Below are 21,497 nucleotides of genomic sequence, written 5' to 3'. Positions count from 1 at the left end.
ACGGCCGCGATCAGCAGGCGCAGCTGATGCCGGATCGGGGCGCGGTCAGGTCGTCCACGGGGCGCTGCCCGGTGCCGTGGTCGGTGTCGTAGGCGAAGCCCTCGCGGGCCCAGTACTCGAAACCGCCGAGCATCTCCTTCACCCGGTAGCCGAGTCGGGCGAAGGCGAGCGCGGCGCGGGTGGCGCCGTTGCAGCCGGGGCCCCAGCAGTAGGTGACGACGGTCGCCGCGGGGTCGACGAGCGCGGGCGCCAGTTCGGGGATCCGCGCGGTCGGGATGTGCAGCGCGCCGGGGATCCGGCCCTGCGCCCAGGCCGCTTCGGCCCGGGAGTCGACGACCACGAGTCCGGGGACGCCGGCGGCGAGGTCGGCGCGCACGTCGGAGACGTCGGCCTCGAAGGCGAGCCGGGCCAGGTAGTGGGCGGCGGCGGCCGAGGGCTCGGCGGCGGGGACGGCGAGAACGGCACTGCTGGTCATGTCGGGGCTCCTTGCCTCGGCCGGGGCGGTGATCCGATCCTCGCCCGCGCGGGTCCGGCCGCGCGATCGGCGTGATCGCCTGCTCCCGCCAAGATCCCGCCAGGCCTCCTCCCCGCTCCGTACCACGGCGCCGTACCCGGACACCTCGGGCACTCCGAACACCTCGGACACTCCGGGCGCCCCCGAGCCCCGAGACCCCCGACCCCCGCGGAGCCGCCGGGTCCGACGCCGGGCGCCCCGAGCCCCGCTATCCCGCCAGTCCGTGCTCCGCCAGCCTCCCCCGCAGCCCGGCCAGTTCGTGCCGCACCAGCGCCGGCAGACCCGCCCCGCCGCCGTCCGCCGCGAGCACCGGGGCCAGCAGCTCGGCCGCCGCCCGGGGGTCGCGCGCCACCAGCAGGCAGTCCGCCACCCGGACGGTGAACAGCAGGCGGGCGACGGGCAGTTGATCGGGGGCGAGGAGCGCGAGGGCGGTCTCGGCGGCGTCCACGGCCCGGCGGGCGAGCCGGAGGTCACCGACGGCGGCGGCCGCGTCGCGCAGCGCGGCGGCGGCGCCCGCCTCGACCCGCAGCCGCATCGAGGCGATGGAGAGCCAGGCCGCGTCGGTCTCGTCGCGGGTGTCGATGTGGTCGAGGTGGAGCCGGGCGCGGGCGAGGTGCCGGACGGTGGCGCGGACGTCGCCGGCCAGGGCGTAGGCGCGGGCCTGGCCGATCTGGCTCATCGCGCCCGCCCAGTGCCGGCCGGGTGCCGCCCGGGCCATCTCGCGGGCGTAGCCGAGGGCGGCGGCGGGGTCGCCGTCGAGGCGGGCGAGGGCGCTCATGTCGCTGAGCGCGGCGACCTGGGTGGCGGGGTCGCCGGCCAGCTCGGCCCAGCCGAGCGCGCGGTCGAAGCAGGCCATCGCGGTGGCGTTGCGGCCGTCCTGCATGCGCAACGCACCCGCGGCGTGGGCGTATTCGGCGGCGAGCCGGGCGAGCGGACGGCGGGCCCGGTCGGCCGGGTGGGCGGCGAGGCGGCGCAGGATGACGCGGAGGGTCTCCTCGACGGCGACGGTGCCCGGTCCGGCGGGGGCCTCGCCGGCGCGGAGGTGGGCGGCGAGCAGGCCGGTGAGGGCGTGCGCGGTGTCGGGGTCGAGGGCCGGCGCCGTGGCGGGGTCGGCGGCGCGGAAGGCGTCGTGCAGGGCGGCGAGGTCGCCGGGTTCGGGGACGGCGCAGCCGGCGGCGTCGTGGAGCGGGCAGAGCATCCCGTAGTCGGGGAGGCGTGCGGGCAGCCAGACGGAGAGCCCGGGTGGGAGGGCCGGGCCGACGAGGGAGACGGGCGGATCGGGCAGCGGCGGCCGGGCCCAGCCCGTGGGCGGCGCCGCGGTGTCCTCCGGCACGCCGTCCTCGGCCCGGCGGCAGGCGGTGCGCAGTTCGCCCCCGGCGGCGAGGAGGTCGTCGAGGCGGTCGGCGAGGCGGGGGCTGGTGCGGCGGGTGCCGTGTTCGAGCTTGCTGACGGCGGTGTGGTCGTAGCCGATCTCGGCGCCGAGCTGGGCCTGGGTGAGGCCGGCCCGGCGGCGCCACTGCCGCAGGCGGATGCCGAAGGCACGCCAGAGCTCGTCCTCGGCGAGGGTTGCCGCGGCGCGGTTCCGGTGCAACGGGGCTGCCCTCCCGAGTGCGCTCCCGGGCCTTCCGGTGGGGAGGTCCGCTGAGGAGGACGGTACTGGACGGAGCGCCCCTCCGTACATGACGTGGTCTCAACCACTTTTCCCCTCTGGTCTCAACCTCTCCACTATGTGGTCTCAACCTCTGCACCTGCCCTGGCCTCCCGCGCTGCCCTTCCGGACACCAACACCGGTACGGGACAGCCGGCTTGACAGAACTTGCCAAACACTCGAAGTGCCCGCCGTACCCGTTGACCGTGGCATGACGGCGTGTGAGGGTTCCGGCACCCGAGCGCGGACGCCCGCAGCGGCCGTCCCCCATGCGGCCCGCGGTGAGCGCCTTTCCGGCACGCCGTCCGCGGTCGAGCACCCCCACGTTCGAGGAGCCTCGGAATGAAACGCAGATTACTGACGGCGGGCACCACCCTGGCCGTCCTGGCCGGCATGCTCACCGCCACCGCGGTCGGGCAGGCCGCCGCCGACCCGGGCCCGACGGCCGTCGCGCCGCCGAGCGCGCTGACCGCCGCCGTGAACGCCGCCGACCAGGCGGCCGCGGCAGGCCTGGACGCCCTGGCCAAGGGGCCGGGCGAGACCTACGAGCGCCAGTCCGTCACCCCCTGGCTCGCCGGCCTCTACTCGGTCGCCTACGAGCGCACCTACAAGGGCCTCCCGGTGGTCGGCGGCGACGCCGTCGTCATAGCCGACGGCCAGGGCAAGGTCCGCGGATCGCAGTCCGCCTCCTCCGGCCCGATCGGCGTGCCGACCACGCCCCTGGTCAGCGCCGCCAACGCGGAGAAGACCTCCCGCACCAAGCTGGCCACCGTCGACGGCGTGCAGACGCGCCGCCTGGTCGTCCGGGTCAAGGACGGCGCCGGCCGCCTCGCCTGGGAGACCGTCCTCACCGGCCGCACCGCCACCGCGCCCAGCACCCTGCACGTCTTCGTCGACGCCCGCAGCGGCGAGGTCATCGACAGCTACGACGACGTCCGGGCCGGCACGGTCAACAGCAAGTGGAACGGCCCGTCGCCGGTCACCATCAGCACCACCGGCTCGGGCAGTTCGTACTCCCTGCGCGACCCCGGCCGGCCGGGCCTGAGCTGTGCCGACTACTCCACCGGCCAGGTGTTCACCAAGTCCTCCGACTCCTGGGGCAACGGCAGCTCCACCAGCAAGGAGACCGGCTGCGGCGACGTCATGTTCGCGGCGCAGAAGGAATGGGACATGCTCCGGGACTGGCTGGGGCGCAACGGCCACAACGGCAACGGCGGGAGCTGGCCGGTCAAGGTCGGCCTGAACGACGTCAACGCCTACTGGGACGGCTCCTCGGTCTCGATCGGCCACAACAACGCCAACGAGTGGATCTCCTCGATCGACGTCGTCGGCCACGAGTTCGGCCACGGCATCGACCAGTTCACCCCGGGCGGCGCCAACAACGAGAACGGCCTGGGCGAGGGCACCGGCGACATCTTCGGCGCACTGACCGAGGCCTACGCCAACCAGCCCGCCCCGTACGACAACCCGGACTACACCGTCGGCGAGATGGTCAACCTGGTCGGGCGCGGCCCGATCCGCAACATGGCCAACCCCTCGCTGGTCAACGGCGACCCGAACTGCTACTCCTCCTCGATCCCGAGCACCGAGGTCCACGCGGCCGCCGGCCCGCTGAACCACTGGTTCTACCTGCTCGCCGAGGGCTCCAACCCGGGCGGCGGCAAGCCCACCAGCCCGACCTGCAACAACTCCACGATCACCGGTGTCGGCATCAAGGACGCGGGCCGGATCTTCTACGGCGGCATGCTGCTCAAGACCAGCGGCATGACCTACAAGAAGTACCGGGTCACGACCCTGACCGCCGCCAAGAACCTCGACCCGAGCTGCAACCTGTTCAACCGCACCAAGGCGGCCTGGGACGCGGTCAGCCTGCCCGCCCAGAGCGGCGAGCCGACCTGCAACGTGACGGGCCCCGAGTTCAACATCACGCTCACCCCGAGCGCCGGCTCCGTCCAGCCCGGTTCGTCGACCAGCGCGACGATCAACACCTCGGTCGTCTCGGGCGGCGCCCAGACGCTCAACCTGACCGCCTCGGGCGCCCCGAGCGGTGCCACCGCGACGGTCACCCCGTCCTCGGTGCAGAGCGGCTCGCCCGCCACGCTGAACATCACGACGTCCTCGTCGACGGCACCCGGCAACTACGTCATCACCGTGACCGCCACCGGTGCCACCACCCACACCGCGCAGTACACGCTGACCGTGGGCAGCACCAACCCCAACCCGAACGCCCCTGACATCAGCGTCGCCAACGTCCAGGCGCACCTGAGCCAGTTCAACACCATCGCCTCGCAGAACGGCGGCAACCGCCGCACCGGCACCGCCGGGTACAGCCAGTCGCTGGCCTACGTGAAGGCCAAGCTCCAGGCGGCCGGCTACACCGTCACCGAGCAGACCTGCTCCACCTGCACCTACACCGCCAACAACCTGATCGCCGACTGGCCGGGCGGCCCGAACGACCAGGTGACCATGTTCGGCGCGCACCTGGACGGCGTCTCGGCCGGCCCGGGCATCAACGACAACGGCTCCGGCTCCGCCGTGCTGCTGGAGACCGCACTGGTCCTGGCGCAGCAGAACCCGACCATGAGCCGGCACGTCCGGTTCGCCTGGTGGACGGGTGAGGAGCAGGGCCTGCAGGGCTCGAAGCACTACGTGAACCAGCTGAGCTCCACCCAGCGCAGCGCGATCAAGGGCTACTACAACTTCGACATGGTCGGCTCGCCCAACGCGGGCTACTTCATCAACAACGTCAACTCCGCCACCTCGGCGCCGATGAAGGCGTACTGGGACTCGCTGAACCTCCAGCCGGAGGAGAACGTCGAGGGCCAGGGCCGCTCGGACGACGCCTCGTTCCAGTCCGCGGGCATCCCGACCTCGGGCTACGCGGCCGGCGCCAGCGCCACCAAGACCTCGGCGCAGGCGTCCAAGTGGGGCGGCACCGCCAACCGGGCGTACGACTCCTGCTACCACTCGGCGTGCGACACCACCAGCAACATCAACGCCACCGTGCTGGACCGCAGCGCCGACGGCGTCGCCTACACCCTGTGGAAGACCTCGGTCGGCACCGGGCCCATCCCGACCAACGACTTCTCGGTCGCGGTGAACCCTGGCAGCGGCACGGTCAAGCCGGGCGAGTCGACCAACGCGTCGGTCTCCACCCAGACCACCTCCGGCTCGGCCCAGACGGTGAACCTCACCGTCACCGGTGCCCCGGCCGGCGTGACGGCCTCGGTCAGCCCCTCCTCGGTGCAGTCCGGCGGCTCGGCCACGCTGAGCGTCTCGGTCGCCTCCTCGGTCGCGCCCGGCACCTACAACCTGACCGTGACGGGCGCCGGCTCGGTCAGCCACTCCACCTCCTACTCGCTGGTGGTCGCCAACGACCCGGGGCCGGGCAACGGCACCTGGGCGGCGGGCACCACCTACAAGGCCGGTGACACCGTGACCTTCAACGGTGTCAGCTACCGGTGCCTCCAGGGCCACACGGCCCAGGTCGGTTGGGAGCCCCCGATCGTCCCGGCCCTCTGGCAGCAGATCTGAGCGGACCGGATCTGTTCCGGGGACGGGACACAGGCGGTGCCGCGGTTCGTCGAGGGGGACGAACCGCGGCACCGCCGCCGTCGTTCCGGGCGGCCCCGCCTGGTCCGGGCGCCCGCCCCGGCCCGGCGGGGCTACTCGGCGCAGTCGGCCCGGCCCTCGATCGCGGCCTCGGCCCTCAGCTCGTAGCCGCCCGGGGCGGGGTCGGGTCGCACGGGGCCGACCCGCAGCAGGGTGTGCCCCGCGGCGGTCTCCCGGCCGTAGCAGGTCTGGCCGATCCGGGCGGCGCGGGCGGGCGTCCAGCCGCGGGCCGCCAGTTCGGCGGCGTAGTACCGCGTCACCTCGGCCGGGTCACCGGGGTAGGTGTAGGTGCGCCCGGCGGACAGCAGGTTCTCGCCGTCGCCGTCGGTGCAGCGGCCGCCGGTGGCGGGCCCCTCCGCCCGGGCGCCGCCGGGGGCCAGCCCCAGCTCCTCCAGGCCCGCCAGGGCGGTGGTCCGGGCCTCCGGGACGTCCGGGCAGCGGTCGGTGTGCAAGAGGAGGAGGGCGCCGCACCCGGCGGCCGCGGCGAACAGGACGGCCGCGAGGGCGGGCAGGGCCCGGACGACCAGGGTGGAGCGGGGCTTCGGCACGGTGCTCTCCGAATCGGTTCGACAGGACGTTTCCAACAGGACACCTCGGCAGGTCACCTTCGACAGGCCACCCCCGACGGGTCGCCTCCGACCGGGGTCGGAAGCCAGGGGTCGGGACGACGGACGGCGCACGCCGGAGCGTGCGCCGTCGCGGTCTCACGGTCGCGCCGTCACCGGCGCGCGGTCACCAGAGGATGTCCCGGGCGTACAGGCTCCGGCCGATGGTGCGCAGGTTGTACATCATGCCCCACAGCCCGTACCACCAGTACGACACCCACATGTAGGACCAGCCGCCCCAACTGCCGGCGAAGGACCTGGCGATCGAGTTGTTGTGCTGGTCGACCGCGGTGTCGCAGTCCCGCCCGCTGGTGCCGCGGCACCGCTCGCCGTACTCGTGGGCGTCGCCGATCCGCTTCGCCGCGTAGTAGCCGAAGAAGAAGGTCAGCGCGGACTGCCACATGAAGTGCCGGGTGGCGTTGTTGCGGGCACCGCTGCCGGTCAGGGCGAGGGCGATGCCGGAGATGGTGGTCGCCAGCGAGCAGCCCCAGATGCCGAGCCGGCCGCAGGCCTTGACCTCCTCGTAGTGGCGGCGCCAGTCGAAGCGGCCGTCCAGGTCGTAGCGGTTGAGCGGGTCGCCGTGGGTGTACTCGTAGGCGTTGGCGTTGCCGCCCGCCACCGGGTCGGCGGACAGGAAGCGGCCGGTCGCCGGGTTGTACAGGCGCACGCCCATCAGGGTCAGTCCGCTCGGGGTCTCGTCCGAGCGGACCTGCCCGCCGAGCCAGCCGTAGCGCACGGCGGGCTGTCCGGCCCGCGGGTTGCCGTACTCGTCGTGGTCGAGGACGGTCGGCGCGACGGCGGTGTCCAGCGGGAGCCGGAGCGCGACGTCACCGTGCAGGTCGGTGAACTGGAGGACGGTGCTGGTGGCACCGGTCTTCGCCGTGGTGGCGGCGAGGTCGCCGGCCGCGCCCGCGACGTTGCGGGTGACGTTGCCGGCCGCGTCCTCGGTGATCCACCGGGGGCTGTCGCCGTCGTTGGCGAAGTGGTTGGTGCGGGCCGCGGTGGCGGTCCAGGTGCCGGCGCTGTTGGTCTCGGCGGTCCAGGCGCGCTGGCGCTGGGCGGAGTCGAGGGTCCAGGTCTGCCGGGCGGCGCCGGTGGTCTGCTGCTGCACCAGGTCGCTGGTGAAGTAGGCGAGGGCGGTGCCGGGCAGCGCCGTGGTCCGGCCGAACGCGTCGTAGGCGTAGCCCGCGTTGACCAGGCGGTCGCCGCTGTCGTGGGTGTTGGTCTGGGTGGTGGCTCCCGAGGTGGTGCAGGCCTGGCCGCGCGGGGCGGTACTGGTGGCGAGGGCGGTCCGGTTGGTGTTCCGGTCGAAGGTGTAGCCGCGGTTGACGCAGACCGCGTCGACCGAGGTGTCCTGGACCTGCACGAGGCGTCCGGCACCGTCGTAGGCGTAGGTCTGCGCCGCCGTCACGCCGGGCGTGCCGGTGTGGGTGGCCCACTGGCCGTGGACGGTCTCGGTGATGCCGTCGACCAGGACGACGGTGCCGTCCGAGTCCTTGGTGTAGGTACGGCTGACGGCGGCCCCGGAGGGTGCCTGGCCGACGGTCAGGGTGTAGCCGCCGGGCAGGCCCTGGGTGGTGATCCGCCCGTCCGCGTCGTAGCGGGCGGTGAAGGTTCCGGCCACCGAGTCGGTGACCGAGGTGGCCTTGCCGCGCGGGTCGACGGCGGTGTCGTAGGTGTAGGTGGTGGTCGACGGCACGCTGTCGGTGGTCTTCACCGGCCGGTTCAGCGCGTCGTACTCGGTGGTGGTGACCCCGCCGTCGGCGTCGGTGTACGAGATCAGGCGGCCGAGCGCGTCGTAGGCCTGGTCGATGGTGCCGCCGCCGGCGGAGGTCTGCCGGGTGATCCGCCCGTTGGCCGGGTCGTAGCCGACCGTGACCGACGGGACGGCGGTGCCGACGCCGCCGGTGACGGCGGTGGTGACCGGGCGGCCCGCCGCGTCGGCGGTGACCACGGTGGTGCGGGTCGTGCCGTTGGCCGTCTCGTCGCTCTGGGCGAGCTGGCCGAAGAGTCCGTACTGGACGGTCTTGGTCACGCCCTGCGCCGGGTTCGCGCCGCCGCCGGTGATCGCCGCCGCCGGGGCGGTGCGGCAGAGCAGGTCGGCCCACTCGGGACGGCCCGCGCAGGGGCCGGTGCCGTCGGCGGTCCAGTACGTGGTGAGCGTGGTGCCGGCGTCGGTGCCGTTGGACGCGGGCAGTGCGGTGGAGGCCGTCCGGCCCTTGGCGTCGTAGCCGGTGACGGTGGTGAGCGCGAGGCCGTCGGCGTCCTGGACGGAGCGGGTCGGCAGGCCGAGCGCCCAGTCGTAGACCGTCCGGTCCTTGCGCTGCTCGGCGAAGACCTCGGGCCAGGCCCGCAGCCAGCCGCCGGTGACCGCGGTGGTGACCTGGTCGCGGACCTTGGCGGTGCCGTCGGTCGGACGGCCCTCGTCGTAGGTCTTCACCGTGTGGGTGCGGGCGACCACCTGGCTGCCGGCCTTGGCGAGGACGGTCGCGCCGGCGGTGGCGTCGGCGGCCAGGGTGACCCGGTGCAGCGGGCCGTACGTGTCGGTCTCGCGCTGCCCGTCGGCGCTGCGCACCGTGCTGGTGGAGAGCAGTCGGGCACGCTCGCCGGTGGGCAGCGTGTTGATGCCGAGGTCGGCGAGCTTCGCCGCGGCGCCGGTGCCGGTGCCGAGGGCGAGCTCGCGGTTGGCGGCGGTCAGCGAGCGGACCTGGTTGCCCCACTTGTCGAACTCGGTGGTGGTGATCCGGTGCCCGGGGGCGGCCGAGTTGACCTGCTGCCCGGAGGCGTCGAGGTAGCCGATGACGGCGCGGGTGTAGTCGCCCTGGTCGAGGTCGGCGCCCTGGTGGGAGGCCGGGACCTGGTCGGGCGGGAACACCGCGGTGGCGTCGGTCGGCAGGTCGGTCTGGCCCCAGGCGGCGGCCGCCGCGGCGGACAGGTCCTCGGGGGCCTTGGCGCCGGTCAGCGGCACGCCGTAGACGAAGCTGGTCGTCGCGGTGCCGTTGACGGTGGAGGTGGTGCCGGGGGCCAGCGTGCTGGTCCACACCTTGGTGAGCATGCCCTCACCGGAGGCGGGCGTGCCGGGGATGTTGCCGTACGCCATGTGGTAGCCGCCGGTGACGCCCGGCGGCAGGACGGCGTCCAGCGCGCCCGCCGCCGCAGTACCGGTCACGTAGTCGTACCGGGTGGTGGAGGCGGTGCCCAGGCGCGGGTCCCAGGCCAGGCGCAGCGCGCCGGTGCTGTCGTAGCGGTAGGCCGCGACGTCGGTGGCGGTGGCGTTGGCCGCGCCGGGCGCGGTGGCCCAGAGGCGGATGCCGCTGACCTGGTTGGCGACGTCGCCGAAGGTCGCCGGGTCGGTGGTGCCGGTGGCGGTGGTCGCGGCGCCGTAGACGAGCTGCAGGACGCGGCAGCCCTTGACCGTCGGGTCCGCCGAGCAGGTCGCCGCCGGGACGGCGGTGGTCGGGGCGATCATCATGCGCGGCCGGGTCAGCGTCTTGCCGTCCACGGTGACGGTCTCGGAGACGATCTTGCTGGTGGTGTCCGAGATGCCGTCGATCAGGCTGGTGGCGACCGTCCAGGTGGTGGCGGACGGGCCGGCCTTGGCGAAGGTCAGGACGGCGCCGTCGGTGTCGGAGAGGGTGAAGTCCCCGGTGGCGAAGGAACCGCGCAGGGTCAGGTGCTCACTGCCCGGCTCGGGCACCCAGCCGTCGCCCGCCGCGTTGGCGGTGTAGCCGACGGTGCTGCCGTCGCCGGCGGCCAGGTCGAGCGAGGTCGCGGAGGTCTTCCGGATCTCGGTGAACCCCGTGCCCAGCGAGTCGGCGCCGACGCCGGAGAGCCAGTTCGGGCCGAAGATGGCGGCCTGGCCGGTCCGGTCGGCCGCCGCGAACGGGTCCCGGGAGGAGTGCGTGCGGCTGACCGTCATGCCGAAGAACGACGCGTCGCTGGTGCTGACGGTGAGGTCACCGGTCAGCAGGTTGACGGTGCCGGGGCCGGCCTGGGTGGTGGTGGCGCCGTCCGCCTTGCGGTCGACGATCAGTTGCACCGGCTCGGCGGAGACGGCCGCGCCGCCCGCGCCGGTGAAGTCGGCCCGGACCTGGACGGTGCCGTCCGGGGTGACGGTGGCGGTGGTGTTCCAGACCAGTGCCGGGCTCTTCCCGGCGGTCAGGGCGACCGGCCACGCCGTCAGCGGCGTACCGGCGTTCGTGACGTCACCGGCCGGGACCGGGGTCCAGGCGTCGGCGTCGGAGCGCCGCCAGGAGAAGGACACCTGGTTGTAGACGGCGCCGTCGGCCTCGGCGGCCAGCGGCACCCGGGCGGCGGTGCGGGTCGAGTCCGCGGGCGCGGTCACGCCCCCGGCGCCGACCTGGAAGGTGTGGGCGGCCGCCTCGGAGCGGTTCTCCGCCCGGTCGGTGGCCCGCACCCGCAGGGTGTTGGTGCCCGCCTTGTCCGGGGTCACGGTGAGCGCGACCGGGTTCGTCGAGCCGTTGGTGGCGACCTCGGTCCAGTTGGTGCCGTCCAGCGACCACTCCAGGCCGCTCTGGTCGCCGGCCGGGGGCGTGACGGTGAAGACGCCGCTCTGTCCGGCACCCTTGACCCACTGCCCCGACGGGTAGTCGGTGGAGGCGATCGCGGTCGGCGCCGAGGGCGCGGAGGTGTCGACGGTGAAGTACGCCCACGCCGACCAGTTGTTGTTGTAGTGCAGGCCGTCGTACGGCGAGGTGCGGAACTTGTAGGTCCTGCCGTTGGCCAGCACCCCGGCCGGAACGGTCACCGAGGCCGGCTGGCCGCTCGGGACGTACGGCGAGACCAGGACGTTGCCGACCTGGGTGTCGGTGGCCGCGTCGAAGATCTGGAAGGTGCCGTCGACCTTGTCGTTGTTGGGGTCGACGAAGGTGTCCCGCAGGGTCGGGGTGGTCGAGTCCACCCACCAGGTGCCGGCCGGGTCCTTGTAGAACGGCGAGCCGGCCTGCTGGTCGGTGCCGGTGCGCGGGCGGTAGTTGTAGGTGACCGTCAGCTTGGGGACGTTGGTGGCGGCGTTGGCGGAGTTGACCTCCTTCCAGTACTTGGTGGAGGTCTCGTCGGGGGCGCGCAGGCCCATGCCGGAGGTGGTGTTCTTCGCCGAGGTCCAGGTCTGGACGAGGTTGGTGACGTCGGCGTTGATCCAGCCGTCGCCGCCGCAGGCGTCGCGGCCCTTGGTCTCGGTGGAGGTGGCCTTCTTGGAGTTCCAGGCCGGCTGGGCGGTCCACCGGGAGGCGGTGGAGGCGAGGCCGGTGTCCCAGACCTCCCAGGTGTACGGCTGGCAGTCGCTGTTGCCGGAGTGGAAGTCGTACAGCGACAGGGTGGCCTTGGTGATCAGCGCGTCGGCGATCGGACCGGTGTTCCAGTTGATGAACGCCCGGGCCTCGCGGGAGCTGCCGTCGGCGTTCTTGGTGCCGGAGTTGCCCCAGTAGATCTCGGTGTCGGCCGACCAGTCGACCGTCTCGCCCTTCTGCACGCGGGTGTCGAAGGCGTTGCCGAGCGCGGTGGTGGACGGGTCCACCGTGACGGGGTACCTGGTCGCCGGGTCGGCGAGGAACGCCGCGTCCGGGGTGAAGACCAGGTCGATCCGGTCACCGCGCTGGACGACCTTCAGGTCGACCCCGGCCTGCCGGGCGTGCTCGCTGGAGCCCGGTTCGACGGTGGCGTCCCACATCACCGGCGCGGGCAGCACGGCGCGCTGCTCGCCGGTCCTCCGGTCGGTGAACAGCACGCTGCCGTCCGGCTGCGCCTCGGCCTTCAGGCCCTTGGCGACCAGCGGCATGGTGTAGGAGAAGCCGGCCGCGGCGGGCCGCTGCTTGAGCGTCACGAACTGCTCGAAGCCGGTCCGGGTCGCCTCGACGACGAGGTCGGCGGCCCCGTCGGCGATCGCGTCCCGGTAGGTGGCGCGGGTGCCGTTCAGCTCGGGCTTGGGCAGACCGCCCTGCCACTGGAGCTCGACCTGCTGCTCGCCGGTGCCGAGGGTGACCAGGGTGCGGGCCTGCTGGCGCCCCGCCTGGGCCTCCCCGAGGTTCTTCACCCGCTCGCCGCCGGCGCCTGCCATGCGCAGCCCGCGCGGGTGCGCCTTGGGCTGGACGGAGCCGTCGGCCGCGGACTGGAGGGTGAGGTCGACGTCGGTCCACCGGCCGTCGCGCTGGAAGCGGATAGGGCCGGCGGCGAGTTCGGTGGTGAGGGTGCCGTCCTTGTCGACCCAGGTGGTCGAGGTCTCGGTGCGCTCGGAGAGCGCCTCGACCCGCTTGCCGGTGAGCCGGGCCGCGACCCGGGCGGAGGGCAGGTCGGCCGCGGTGGTGGCGGTGGCGGCACCGGGCTGCCGGGGCCCGGCCGGTCCGGCGGCGGCGGTGGCGAGGGCGGGCTGGGTGCCCGCGAGCAGGGACACCGCGACCGCCGCGGCGACCGTCCCGCTCAGCGCCCGGAGGGCGCGGCCCGGCCGCGCGGCGGCGGGCCTCCCGGATCTGCCTCCGGGTATGGGGTGGTTCATGGGAGCTCCTTGACTCGCCGTCGAAGGTGACGGCGGAAGACCGGAGCATAGGGATCTCGTTGACGGGTCAACATCAACCCAAATCCTGCCAAAGGGTCCAGCGCGGTCCAATACCAGCCGGTAGTCGTGCAATCGTGATCAAGATCCACAAGGGATTCACCCGGCTTCACCGATCTGACGCCCGGCGGGCGGACCGTCACCGGCCCCCGTCCGGCTGACGTAGAGTCAGCGCGGACCCGACGCAGGTCCCCGACCGAGGAGGCACCCGTGACCACCACCGCGCACCCCGGCCCCGGCCCCGACCGCGCCCCCTCCACCCCCGCCTCCGGGCCCTCCCCCGTGCCCTCCCCCTCACCCTCCCCCTCACCCTCACCCTCCCCCGTGCCGGAGCTCCCCGCCGAGGCGGTCGAGGAGTGGCGCACCGAGGAGGCCGAGCTGGTCGACCTGCTGGCCCGCACCCACCGGCGCCTCGGCGGCGTCGCCGCGTTCCGGATCGGCCCGCGGCCCACCGTGCTGGTCACCGACCCGGAGGCCGTCCAGCACGTGCTCGGCCGCCACCCCGAGCGCTACGTCAAGCGCTCCCACCGCGCCCGGCTGCTCGCCGGCGAGGGCGTCCTGTCCGCCACCGGCGACGCCTGGAGGCGCCAGCGCCGCATGCTCCAGGCCCAGTTCACCGGCACCGGGATGCGCCGCTACGAGCAGCGGATCGCCGCGGCCGCCCAGCGCGCCGCCGACCGCTGGTCCGGGTACGCACGCACCGGCGAGAGCTTCGACGTCGCCGACGAGATGCGGCACTTCGCCCTCGACACCATCTGGCGCGCCCTCACCGGCCACCCGCTCGACACGGCCACCGAGCACGAACTCGACCGCATCGCCACCGTGGTCGCCGCCCTCCCCCAGCTGCCCTCGGACGGCGACCAGGCCCACGAGGCGGTCGCCGCCGACCTCGCCAGGATCGACGCCGTCGCGCACGCCGCCATCGACGCCGCCCGCCGCCGCGAGGACGGCCCCGACGGGCCCGGCGTGCTCCGCGTCCTGCTCGACGCCGCGAAGCAGCACCCCGAGTACACCGACCGGCTGATCCGCGACGAGCTGGTCACCCTGCTGGTCGCCGGCCACGAGACCACGGCCACCACGCTGACCTGGCTCTTCCTGCTCCTCGACCGCCACCCCGGCGCCCGCGAGTGGGCCCTCGCAGCCGGCCCCGAGGGCTCGCCCGAGCGGCGCGAGGCCGTCCAGGCGCTGGTCAGCGAGACGCTCCGGCTCTACCCGTCGGCCTGGATCCTGCCCCGGCACGCGCTCACCGACGACACCCTCGCCGGCCACCGCATCGAGGCCGGCACCGACCTGCTGGTCTGCCCGTACCTCACCCACCGCGACCCGGCCCTCTGGCCCGACCCCGGCCGCTTCGACCCGACCCGGTTCACCGCCGGCGGCGCCCGCCCGGCGCACCTGGCCGCCTACCTCCCGTTCGGCCTCGGCGCCCGCGCCTGCCTGGGCACCCAGTTCGCCCTCCGCGAGTCCGTCGCCGTGCTCGAACTCCTCCTCCCCGCCCACCGGGTGGACTTCCTCAGCACTCCCGCCGGCGCCGCCTACAGCATCACCGTCCGCCCCGACGGCCCGACCCCGGCGGTCCTCGCGGAGCCGTGAGCACCGCCGGGGGCGGGACTGCCGGAGGCCGCCGGGGCCGGCGGGGTACCCCCGTCGCCCCCGCGGCCGGCACCATCGTGACCTGCGCCGTCGTGGCGACGCAGGCAACCGCCGCGTTCGCGGAAGCCGGATTGCCAGCCCACATTCGCACGCACTAACGTTCGACCGCGCACCGGTCGCCGATGTGATGGAAACTCACCTGGCGATCAGTCGGAATGCGCGCATCCCATCGAACGAATCCCCTCCCTCGTTTGCCGGACGTGACACGCCTGGCCCGCGTACGCGGATCGCGGGGACACTGCTGCGAAGGCGAACTGACACATCATGCGAGAATCCCGTGCTCCCGGACGGCTGAGGGGCCCGCTGGCGAGAAGCCTCGCACTCCTGTGCGCGGGCGGTCTCGCGCTGGCCGCGCCCGGAGCCGCGTTCGCGGAAGCCTCCGTGACGGCGAAGCAGGCCGGCCCGGCCCTGACGACCGCCGCGCGGGTCTCCGGTGACGTCGACCTCGACGGCGTTCCCGACTTCCTGACCCCGGCCGCCGACGGCTCACTGACCCTGTACCGGGGCGGCAGCGCCGGCGGGGCCGGGCCCGAGACGGCGTCCACGGCGAGCAGGAGCCCCCGTGGGGACGACTGGAACAACTACCTGCTGGCCCACCGGGGCGCCTACGTCGGCAGCGGCGACTCGCTGTTCGCGTACCACAAGACCGAGAAGCAGCTCTTCCTCTACATCAACGATGCGGAGGCGTACCCGGACCCCGCCCCCGGCCACTTCACCCGCACACCCCTCCAGCTGGGCACCAGCAGCATCTGCGAGCAGGGTATCGACGGCACCTGGAAGCAGATCACCCAGCTGACGGCGGTCCAGCGGGGCGCCGGGGACACCAACCTCGTCACCGTCGAGAACGGCCACCTGCGGTACTACCCCTCCAGCCCCCTCGGCGACTGCAACTTCGGCGCCGGTGTCGAACTCGGCGCCGAGGGTGCCGACTGGAGCGGCTTCACCCTGATGTCCCCCGGTGACGTCGCCGGCGTGCCGACGCTCTGGGTGCGGGACACCGTGACCGGCGCCGTCACCGGCCTGCCGCTGCCGCTGGACGCCGTGGGCAAGCCCGTGAGCGGCTTCGCGCGCCTGACACTGCCGGCCAACCGGCCCCTGGTGTCCGCGCTCAAGGACGCCGACGGCAAGGACCTGTGCGCCGACATCGACCACGCGTGGACGAGCAACGGGACCGCCTCCCAGCTGTGGAACTGCGCCGACCAGGGCGCGGCTCCCAACAAGCGGTTCACGCTCGGCACCGACGGCTCGCTGCACGTCCTCGGCAAGTGCCTCGACGTCACCGGCGGCGCGACCGCCGGCGGCTCACCCGTCAACCTGTGGGACTGCAACAGCAGCCCGGCCCAGAAGTGGGTCACCGGCCCCTACCCGGGCACGCTGAAGAACCCGAACTCGGGCAAGTGCCTCGACGCGCCGGGTGCCGCCACCGCGGGCACCCACCTGGCGATCGGGGACTGCGACAACGGGGCGGGCCGGCGGTGGACGGCCCCCGCCGCCCACCCCGTGCTCCCGGTCGGCCTCGCCGACGGCACCTTCCCCACCGTGGACTCGCCCGGTGACACCGACGCGGACGGCCGCCCCGAACTGATCGCCACCGTCGCGGACGGCCGGGTCGTCCAGTACCCGAGCGCCGCCCCGGACGGCGACCAGCCGCGCTTCGGCCGGCCGCGGGTGATCTCGGGGGCGCCCGTCGGGCAGAGCATCCGTTCCGTCCACAACCCGGCCCGTTGCCTCGACAACTACGGCGCCCCCGACAACGGCGCCCTGCGCCTCTACGACTGCTGGGGCTCCGCGAGCCAGCGGTTCACCTTCGCCCTCGACGGCACCCTGCGGACCGGGGAGCGCTGCGTCACCGTCCAGGACAACCGGACCGACCCGGGTGCGCCGGCCGTCATCGTGGGCTGCCAGGGCACCGGCGGCCAGATCTGGAAGTACCGCCCCGACGGTACGCTCCACAACCCCGCCTCGAACACCTGCCTGGACCTTCCCGGTTGGAACGACGCCAACGGCACGGCCCTGACCGTCTGGTCGTGCAACGGCGGCACCAACCAGCGCTGGAACCTCGCTCCCGACAGCGCCTGACCGGCCCCCGAACGGCCGGGGGCCCGCGACGCGCACCGCGTCGCGGGCCCCGCTCGTTCGCCCGGCGCCCTCCCCCGCCGCACGCACTCCGGCCGGAACCGCCCCGGCCCGCCGCGGCGAGCCCTACGCCAGCGGACCGTAGTAGCCGCCGAGGAGCTGGAAGTAGGCCGGGTCCAGGGCGTTGAGGAACGGGGGCGCCGACCTGATGTCGGTCTTCGTCCGGCCGATGTGGACGATCCGCTCGGCCGGGTCGATCCTGGTCACGGTGCCGGCCGGCAGCAGCACCTGGTGGCCGAAGAGCCAGCCGGTGTCGACCACCAGGTAGGCGGCGTCGACCTCCGCGGTGTGCCGGTCCACCTTTCCCACGTAGCCGTCGAGGGCGTGGACCGCGAAGCCGGTGAGGTCGAGGGCCGGGGCGTGCCCGGACCCGCCGGTGTAGCGCCACAGGGCGTCGTTGTCGTTCATCGGGACTCCTTCTCCTCCAGCAGGGTTCGGGTTCTCTCGCAGCCGGTCCGCGTGCGGGTCAGCGGCGGCGGCCCGCACCGGCCGCGGTCGTGAAGGAGATGAGCGCCGCGGCGACGCCGACCTGGAGCAGGTGGCGGATCCAGTCGACCCCGCCGGTGTGCCGTACGCCCAGCGCGCCCGCGAGGGCGTTGCCGACCAGGGCGCCGGCCAGACCCAGCAGGACCGTCAGCCACAGCGGCACGGGCTGGCGGCCCGGCAGGACGAGCTTGGCGAGCAGGCCGACGACCAGCCCGATGACGAGTGCCCAGATCAGGGTCATGTGCTTGCCTCCCGTTCGGCTCCGTGCGCCCGGCCGGTCGGCCGGGGGCGTCCACCGTCTGCCCCGGACCGGCGGGTCCACTCCTCCCGGATCCGCACCCGGCGCCCCCGAGGTGGGCCGCCCGGCGACTCAGGGGTAGGAGACCACCGTCGACGGGACGGTCGAGGTGCCCGAGGTGGCGGCGCCGGTGCCGTTGATCACGTGCTCGGACCGGCCGTTGCCGCCGAGCGAGACCACCGACAGCCCGTGGAACCGCGCACCCGGCCGGACCGGTGCCTGACGACGACGTCGCTGTTGACGACGACCCCGGCGGTACCGGGCCGGCGCGGTACCGGCCCGGCGCGGGCCCGGCGAAAACCGGTGGTACGGGCGGGCGGCCGGTACTACGCTCCGGACACCCCGGAGCCGCGCACCCGTACCCGCGCCCGCCCCTACCCCTCCACCGCCCTCGCCCTCGCCCTCGCCCCCCCGAATCGGAGACCGGTTCCCGATGACCGACGCCCTCCTCTCCGGACTGCTCGCCGGCTACGGCATCGCCATGCCGGTCGGCGCGATCTCCGTCCTGATCGTCACCCTCGCCTCACGCGTCTCCCTCGGCCGCGGCATGGCCGCCGCGCTGGGCGTGGCCACCGCCGACGGCCTCTACGCCCTGGCGGCGGTGCTCGGCGGCGCGACCCTCGCCCGGCTGATCACCCCGGCCGCGGGGTACCTGGAACTCCTCGCCGCCGGGGTGCTCGCCGTCCTCGCCGCACGCGGACTGCGCGGCGTCGTCCGCGCGTACCGGCACGAGCAGGACACCACGGCACCGGGCGACGGCACCGGACCCGCCGCCTCGGCGGACGCCTCCCCGTGGCGGACCTACACGGCCCTGGTCGGCCTGACCCTGCTCAACCCGCTCACCGTGGTCTACTTCGGCGCCCTGGTGGTGGGCGGACGGACCGGTCCCCACTCCCTCGGACACGGCCTGGTGTTCGTCCTCGCGGCCTTCGCCGCCTCGGCCAGCTGGCAGGCGCTGCTCGCGTCCGGCGGCGCCCTCCTCCGCCGCGCCCTCACCGGCCCGCGCGGCCGCCTCGCCACCGGCGTGCTCGGCCACGCCGTCGTCCTCGGCCTCGCCGCCCGGCTCGTCTGGTCCGCCTGAACCGTCCGGCCCACCCGCCGCCGCCCGCCGCCCGCCGCCCGCCGCCCGCCGTGAAGCTGCCGGTGAAGCTGCCTCTTGTCCCCGGCCGGGCTGCCATAGCCTGACGCGCGGCGCTCAAGCAGCGCCCAGGCCCACCCGACGCCTCGTCAGAAGCGCGCCACCGCGCGCCCGCCACGTCCGGAAGGATCCGAAGCCCACCCATGACCAGCATCCGCACACGAGCCGCCGCCCTGGCAGCCATCGCCGCGATCGCGTTCGGCACCCTCGCCACGGGGACCGCCCACGCCGCCCCGGCGGCCCCGCCGGCCCCCTCGGCCTCCGGGACGGCCGCTGCCCCCGCCGCGGCCCCGGCCCCGCCCACCCGCATCCCGGCGAACAGCGTGCTCAACCGCAACCAGGCCTGGTACTCGCCGAACGGCAAGGTCATGCTGGCCATGCAGGGCGACGGCAACGTCGTGCTGTACCGCGACGGCAAGGCGATCTGGGTGGCCAAGGGTGCCATACCCAACGGCAACGTCCTGGTCATGCAGGGCGACGGCAACCTCGTCGTCTACGCCGCCGACAACACGCCGCTGTGGTCGAGCGGGACGGGCGGCCGCCCGGGTGCCGAGCTGACCATCTACAGCGAGGGTGCGATCGCGGTCGAGCTGAACGGCAAGGTCCTGTGGACCTCCGCGCCGCCCGCGCCGCTCCCGACCTGCCCGCCGTGGGGTCCGCCCTACCCCGGCCAGGTCATCCCGCCGTGGTGCCCGACCTGGCCCTTCCCGGTGTAGGGCGTGCCTCGGCGCGCCCTGCGTCGACGCACGAAGACCTGACGGAGGCCCTGTGGGCCGTATCCGCCGGGCGGCGGGTACGGCCCACAGGCGGCGCTACGCCTCCGTGGCGCTACGCGTCCTCGGCCGTGCCCGCCTCGTAGGCGGCCAGGGCCTCGGCGCGCAGGTCCTCCTCCGAGGCGCCGCGGCGCCAGTAGCCGGAGAACTCGATCCGGCGCCGGTCGATGCCGCGCTCCCCGACCAGGTGGCGGCGCAGCGCACGGACGGTACCGGCCTCGCCGGCGAGCCAGGCGTACACCCCGTCGGCTCCGTCGCCGGCGAACTCGGCGGTGCGGACCGCCTCGACCAGCAGGTCGGTGCCGATCAGCCACCGCGTCTCGCCGGTGGCGCGGGTGGGCAGGTCCTGGATGTCCTCGGCGTGCGGGACCTGCAGGAACGCGTGCACGGTGACGTCCGCCGGGAGCCACTCCAGGATCGCGGCGGCCGCGGGCAGTGCGGTCTCGTCGGCGGCGAGCAGCACGGTGCGGGTGTCGGCCGGCGGCCGGAAGCCCACGCTGCGGTTGTCCGCGACGGCCGGGCCGAGCAGCAGCACCCGGTGGCCGGGTTCGGCCCGCGCCGCCCAGCGGGAGGCCGGTCCGGTGTCGCCGTGCAGGGCGAAGTCGACGTCCAGCTCCGTGCCGCCGTCGGGGAGTTCACGCTGGGCGCGCACGGTGTAGGAGCGCATGACGGCCCGTACGGACTCGTCGAGGGCGCGCCACTCGGCGAACCAGCCGGCACCGGCCTCGACGGGGAGGACCGGGGCGTCCTGGCCGGGGTGGGGCAGGAAGAGCGAGAAGCTCTGGTCCCGCCCACCGCTCGCGAAGCCGTCGAGCCCCGCGCCGCCGAGGGTGATCCGGATCATGGTCGGGCCGAGCCTGCGGCTGCGGACCACCTCGGCGGCGAAGAAGCCGAACTGCTCGACGGCCTCCGCCACGGCGGCGTCGAGGTCCGCGGCGCCGCCGGTCGCCGCCGTGCCCACCTCGCCCGTCGCGCCGGGCGTCCCCGCCGTGCCCGCCCCGTCCGTCGCGGTCATCCGAGCTTCCGAGCGCTCTGGACGGCCTTGGCCAGGTTCTCCAGCAGCGGGGCCGCGCCCAGCCAGGAGAACCGCGGCACCGCGTCCCACGGCGTGACCTGGCCGGCCTTGACGGCGGGCAGCGCGGCCCAGGAGGGCTTGGCCGCGAGGTCGGCGGGCTGGAGGGCGGTGGTCCGGTTGTCGAGCAGGATCAGGTCCGCCTGGTACTTGGCGGCGTTCTCCCAGCTCAGGGCCTCGTAGTAACCGGCCGGGTCGAGCGCGTCGGGGACGACGAAGTCGATGCCCAGCTCGCGGAAGTACATCAGGTCGGTGCTGAGGGCCGGGTTGGAGACGTAGAAGAGGTCGGCGCTGCCGGAGGCGGCCATGACCTTGAGGCCGCCGGCGGCCTTCGCGGCCTGGCGCAGCGTCTCGGCGGCGGCCTCGAAACGGGCCTTGGCGTCGGTGACCTGCTTGGCGTTCAGGTCCGCACCGAGCGAGGCGGCCAGTTCGGCGTACCGCTTGATGGGCTCGGGCAGCGGGACCCGGGCGGTGGTGATCGCGACGCTGGGAGCGAGCGCGAGGATCTTGTCCTTGCTCTCGTCCGGCACGTACCAGAGGGCGTCCGGGTCGTACATGTGGGTGACCAGGAGCTCCGGGCGCAGGGCCGCGTACTTCTCGATGCCGAACTCGCCCCAGGCGTTGCCGACGATCGTCACCCGGTCGACGTCGAGGTTGCCGGCGGCCGGGTCGGCCTTGCCGTCCGCGCCCTTGGTCTCGCCGAAGACGCCGACCAACTGGGAGTCGAGGCCGAAGTCGTGGAGGGCGGCGGCGGTGCCGGTGAAGGCGACGATCCGCTTCGGGGTGCTCTTGGCGGTGACGGCCTTCTTCCGGTCGTCGGTGAAGGACCAGGCCTTGCCGTCGGCGGCGTCCTGGCCACCCGTCCCCTTCGAGCCGCCGCCGCTGCCGCAGGCGGCGAGGGCGGCGCCGAGGCCGGCGACCCCGGCGGCGGTGAGCACGGTGCGGCGGGTGGGACGTGGGGGACGGGCGATGGGCATGGGAGCGCCTTTGTTCG

General features: G+C 74.3%; 13 protein-coding genes. 5 read left to right on the top strand and 8 right to left on the bottom strand.

The features are described from left to right. Window positions 1-10: 10 nt before the first annotated feature. Both AC067J_RS15980 and AC067J_RS15975 read right to left on the bottom strand, forming a co-directional pair. Complete coding sequence (locus AC067J_RS15980) at window positions 11-475, bottom strand: rhodanese-like domain-containing protein (protein WP_478299526.1); 465 nt, start codon at window positions 473-475, stop codon at window positions 11-13. Window positions 476-722: 247 nt separating this feature from the next. Next, window positions 723-2,105: a helix-turn-helix domain-containing protein gene (locus tag AC067J_RS15975; protein ID WP_478299524.1), complete on the bottom strand. Its 1,383-nt coding sequence runs from the start codon at window positions 2,103-2,105 to the stop codon at window positions 723-725. A gap of 399 nt (window positions 2,106-2,504) precedes the next feature. Here AC067J_RS15975 and AC067J_RS15970 point away from each other — a divergent pair, with 399 nt between their 5' ends. After that, window positions 2,505-5,696 carry a M28 family peptidase gene (locus AC067J_RS15970; protein WP_478299522.1) on the top strand — a complete coding sequence of 1,064 codons (3,192 nt, stop codon included), beginning with the start codon at window positions 2,505-2,507 and terminating at the stop codon, window positions 5,694-5,696. A gap of 131 nt (window positions 5,697-5,827) precedes the next feature. Here AC067J_RS15970 and AC067J_RS15965 read toward each other — a convergent pair whose 3' ends face one another. Beyond that, window positions 5,828-6,322, bottom strand: a complete 495-nt coding sequence (locus AC067J_RS15965) for a hypothetical protein (RefSeq protein ID WP_478299520.1) — start codon at window positions 6,320-6,322, stop codon at window positions 5,828-5,830. A 184-nt stretch (window positions 6,323-6,506) separates the two neighbouring features. Then, a complete protein-coding gene (locus tag AC067J_RS15960; RefSeq protein WP_478299518.1) occupies window positions 6,507-12,890 on the bottom strand; it encodes a DNRLRE domain-containing protein in 6,384 nt (2,127 codons plus the stop codon). A gap of 381 nt (window positions 12,891-13,271) precedes the next feature. Between AC067J_RS15960 and AC067J_RS15955 the strand changes: the two genes are divergently transcribed. Both AC067J_RS15955 and AC067J_RS15950 read left to right on the top strand, forming a co-directional pair. Next, on the top strand, window positions 13,272-14,540 hold the full coding sequence (locus tag AC067J_RS15955) for a cytochrome P450 (protein ID WP_478299554.1): 1,269 nt from the start codon (window positions 13,272-13,274) through the stop codon (window positions 14,538-14,540). Window positions 14,541-14,981: 441 nt separating this feature from the next. Beyond that, complete coding sequence (locus AC067J_RS15950; RefSeq protein WP_478299516.1) at window positions 14,982-16,679, top strand: ricin-type beta-trefoil lectin domain protein; 1,698 nt, start codon at window positions 14,982-14,984, stop codon at window positions 16,677-16,679. A gap of 123 nt (window positions 16,680-16,802) precedes the next feature. Here the strand turns inward: AC067J_RS15950 and AC067J_RS15945 are convergent, their stop codons facing one another. Both AC067J_RS15945 and AC067J_RS15940 read right to left on the bottom strand, forming a co-directional pair. Further along, window positions 16,803-17,144: a PRC-barrel domain containing protein gene (locus AC067J_RS15945; RefSeq protein WP_478299514.1), complete on the bottom strand. Its 342-nt coding sequence runs from the start codon at window positions 17,142-17,144 to the stop codon at window positions 16,803-16,805. Window positions 17,145-17,202: 58 nt separating this feature from the next. Beyond that, the gene (locus tag AC067J_RS15940) at window positions 17,203-17,463 is read right to left on the bottom strand and encodes a GlsB/YeaQ/YmgE family stress response membrane protein (protein ID WP_478299513.1); all 261 of its coding nucleotides are present in this window, start codon (window positions 17,461-17,463) and stop codon (window positions 17,203-17,205) included. A 490-nt stretch (window positions 17,464-17,953) separates the two neighbouring features. Between AC067J_RS15940 and AC067J_RS15935 the strand changes: the two genes are divergently transcribed. Together AC067J_RS15935 and AC067J_RS15930 are read left to right on the top strand one after the other, a co-directional pair. Beyond that, window positions 17,954-18,601 (top strand): LysE family transporter, encoded by a 648-nt coding sequence (locus AC067J_RS15935; RefSeq protein ID WP_478299511.1) that lies wholly within the window; start codon window positions 17,954-17,956, stop codon window positions 18,599-18,601. 200 nt (window positions 18,602-18,801) lie between these two features. Continuing rightward, window positions 18,802-19,374 carry a hypothetical protein gene (locus AC067J_RS15930; protein ID WP_478299509.1) on the top strand — a complete coding sequence of 191 codons (573 nt, stop codon included), beginning with the start codon at window positions 18,802-18,804 and terminating at the stop codon, window positions 19,372-19,374. Between the two features lie 112 nt (window positions 19,375-19,486). Here the strand turns inward: AC067J_RS15930 and AC067J_RS15925 are convergent, their stop codons facing one another. Together AC067J_RS15925 and AC067J_RS15920 are read right to left on the bottom strand one after the other, a co-directional pair. Then, a complete protein-coding gene (locus AC067J_RS15925; protein ID WP_478299507.1) occupies window positions 19,487-20,446 on the bottom strand; it encodes a siderophore-interacting protein in 960 nt (319 codons plus the stop codon). Further along, a complete protein-coding gene (locus AC067J_RS15920; protein ID WP_478299505.1) occupies window positions 20,443-21,480 on the bottom strand; it encodes an ABC transporter substrate-binding protein in 1,038 nt (345 codons plus the stop codon). Before AC067J_RS15920 ends, AC067J_RS15925 begins: the two co-directional genes overlap by 4 nt. Between the last annotated feature and the right edge of the window lie 17 nt (window positions 21,481-21,497).

This window comes from Kitasatospora sp. NPDC042419, assembly GCF_056437345.1.
Note: the sequence above shows the minus strand (reverse complement) of the source record. Positions and strands in the feature narration are given on the sequence as shown.

Bases quoted from the DNA above. Each gene is read 5' to 3' on its own strand.
- AC067J_RS15940 (WP_478299513.1), bottom strand. From the start codon at position 17,463: ATGACCCTGATCTGGGCACTCGTCATCGGGCTGGTCGTCGGCCTGCTC.
- AC067J_RS15930 (WP_478299509.1), top strand. From the start codon at position 18,802: ATGACCAGCATCCGCACACGAGCCGCCGCCCTGGCAGCCATCGCCGCG.
- AC067J_RS15960 (WP_478299518.1), bottom strand. From the start codon at position 12,890: ATGAACCACCCCATACCCGGAGGCAGATCCGGGAGGCCCGCCGCCGCG.
- AC067J_RS15945 (WP_478299514.1), bottom strand. From the start codon at position 17,144: ATGAACGACAACGACGCCCTGTGGCGCTACACCGGCGGGTCCGGGCAC.
- AC067J_RS15970 (WP_478299522.1), top strand. From the start codon at position 2,505: ATGAAACGCAGATTACTGACGGCGGGCACCACCCTGGCCGTCCTGGCC.
- AC067J_RS15935 (WP_478299511.1), top strand. From the start codon at position 17,954: ATGACCGACGCCCTCCTCTCCGGACTGCTCGCCGGCTACGGCATCGCC.
- AC067J_RS15925 (WP_478299507.1), bottom strand. From the start codon at position 20,446: ATGACCGCGACGGACGGGGCGGGCACGGCGGGGACGCCCGGCGCGACG.
- AC067J_RS15980 (WP_478299526.1), bottom strand. From the start codon at position 475: ATGACCAGCAGTGCCGTTCTCGCCGTCCCCGCCGCCGAGCCCTCGGCC.
- AC067J_RS15920 (WP_478299505.1), bottom strand. From the start codon at position 21,480: ATGCCCATCGCCCGTCCCCCACGTCCCACCCGCCGCACCGTGCTCACC.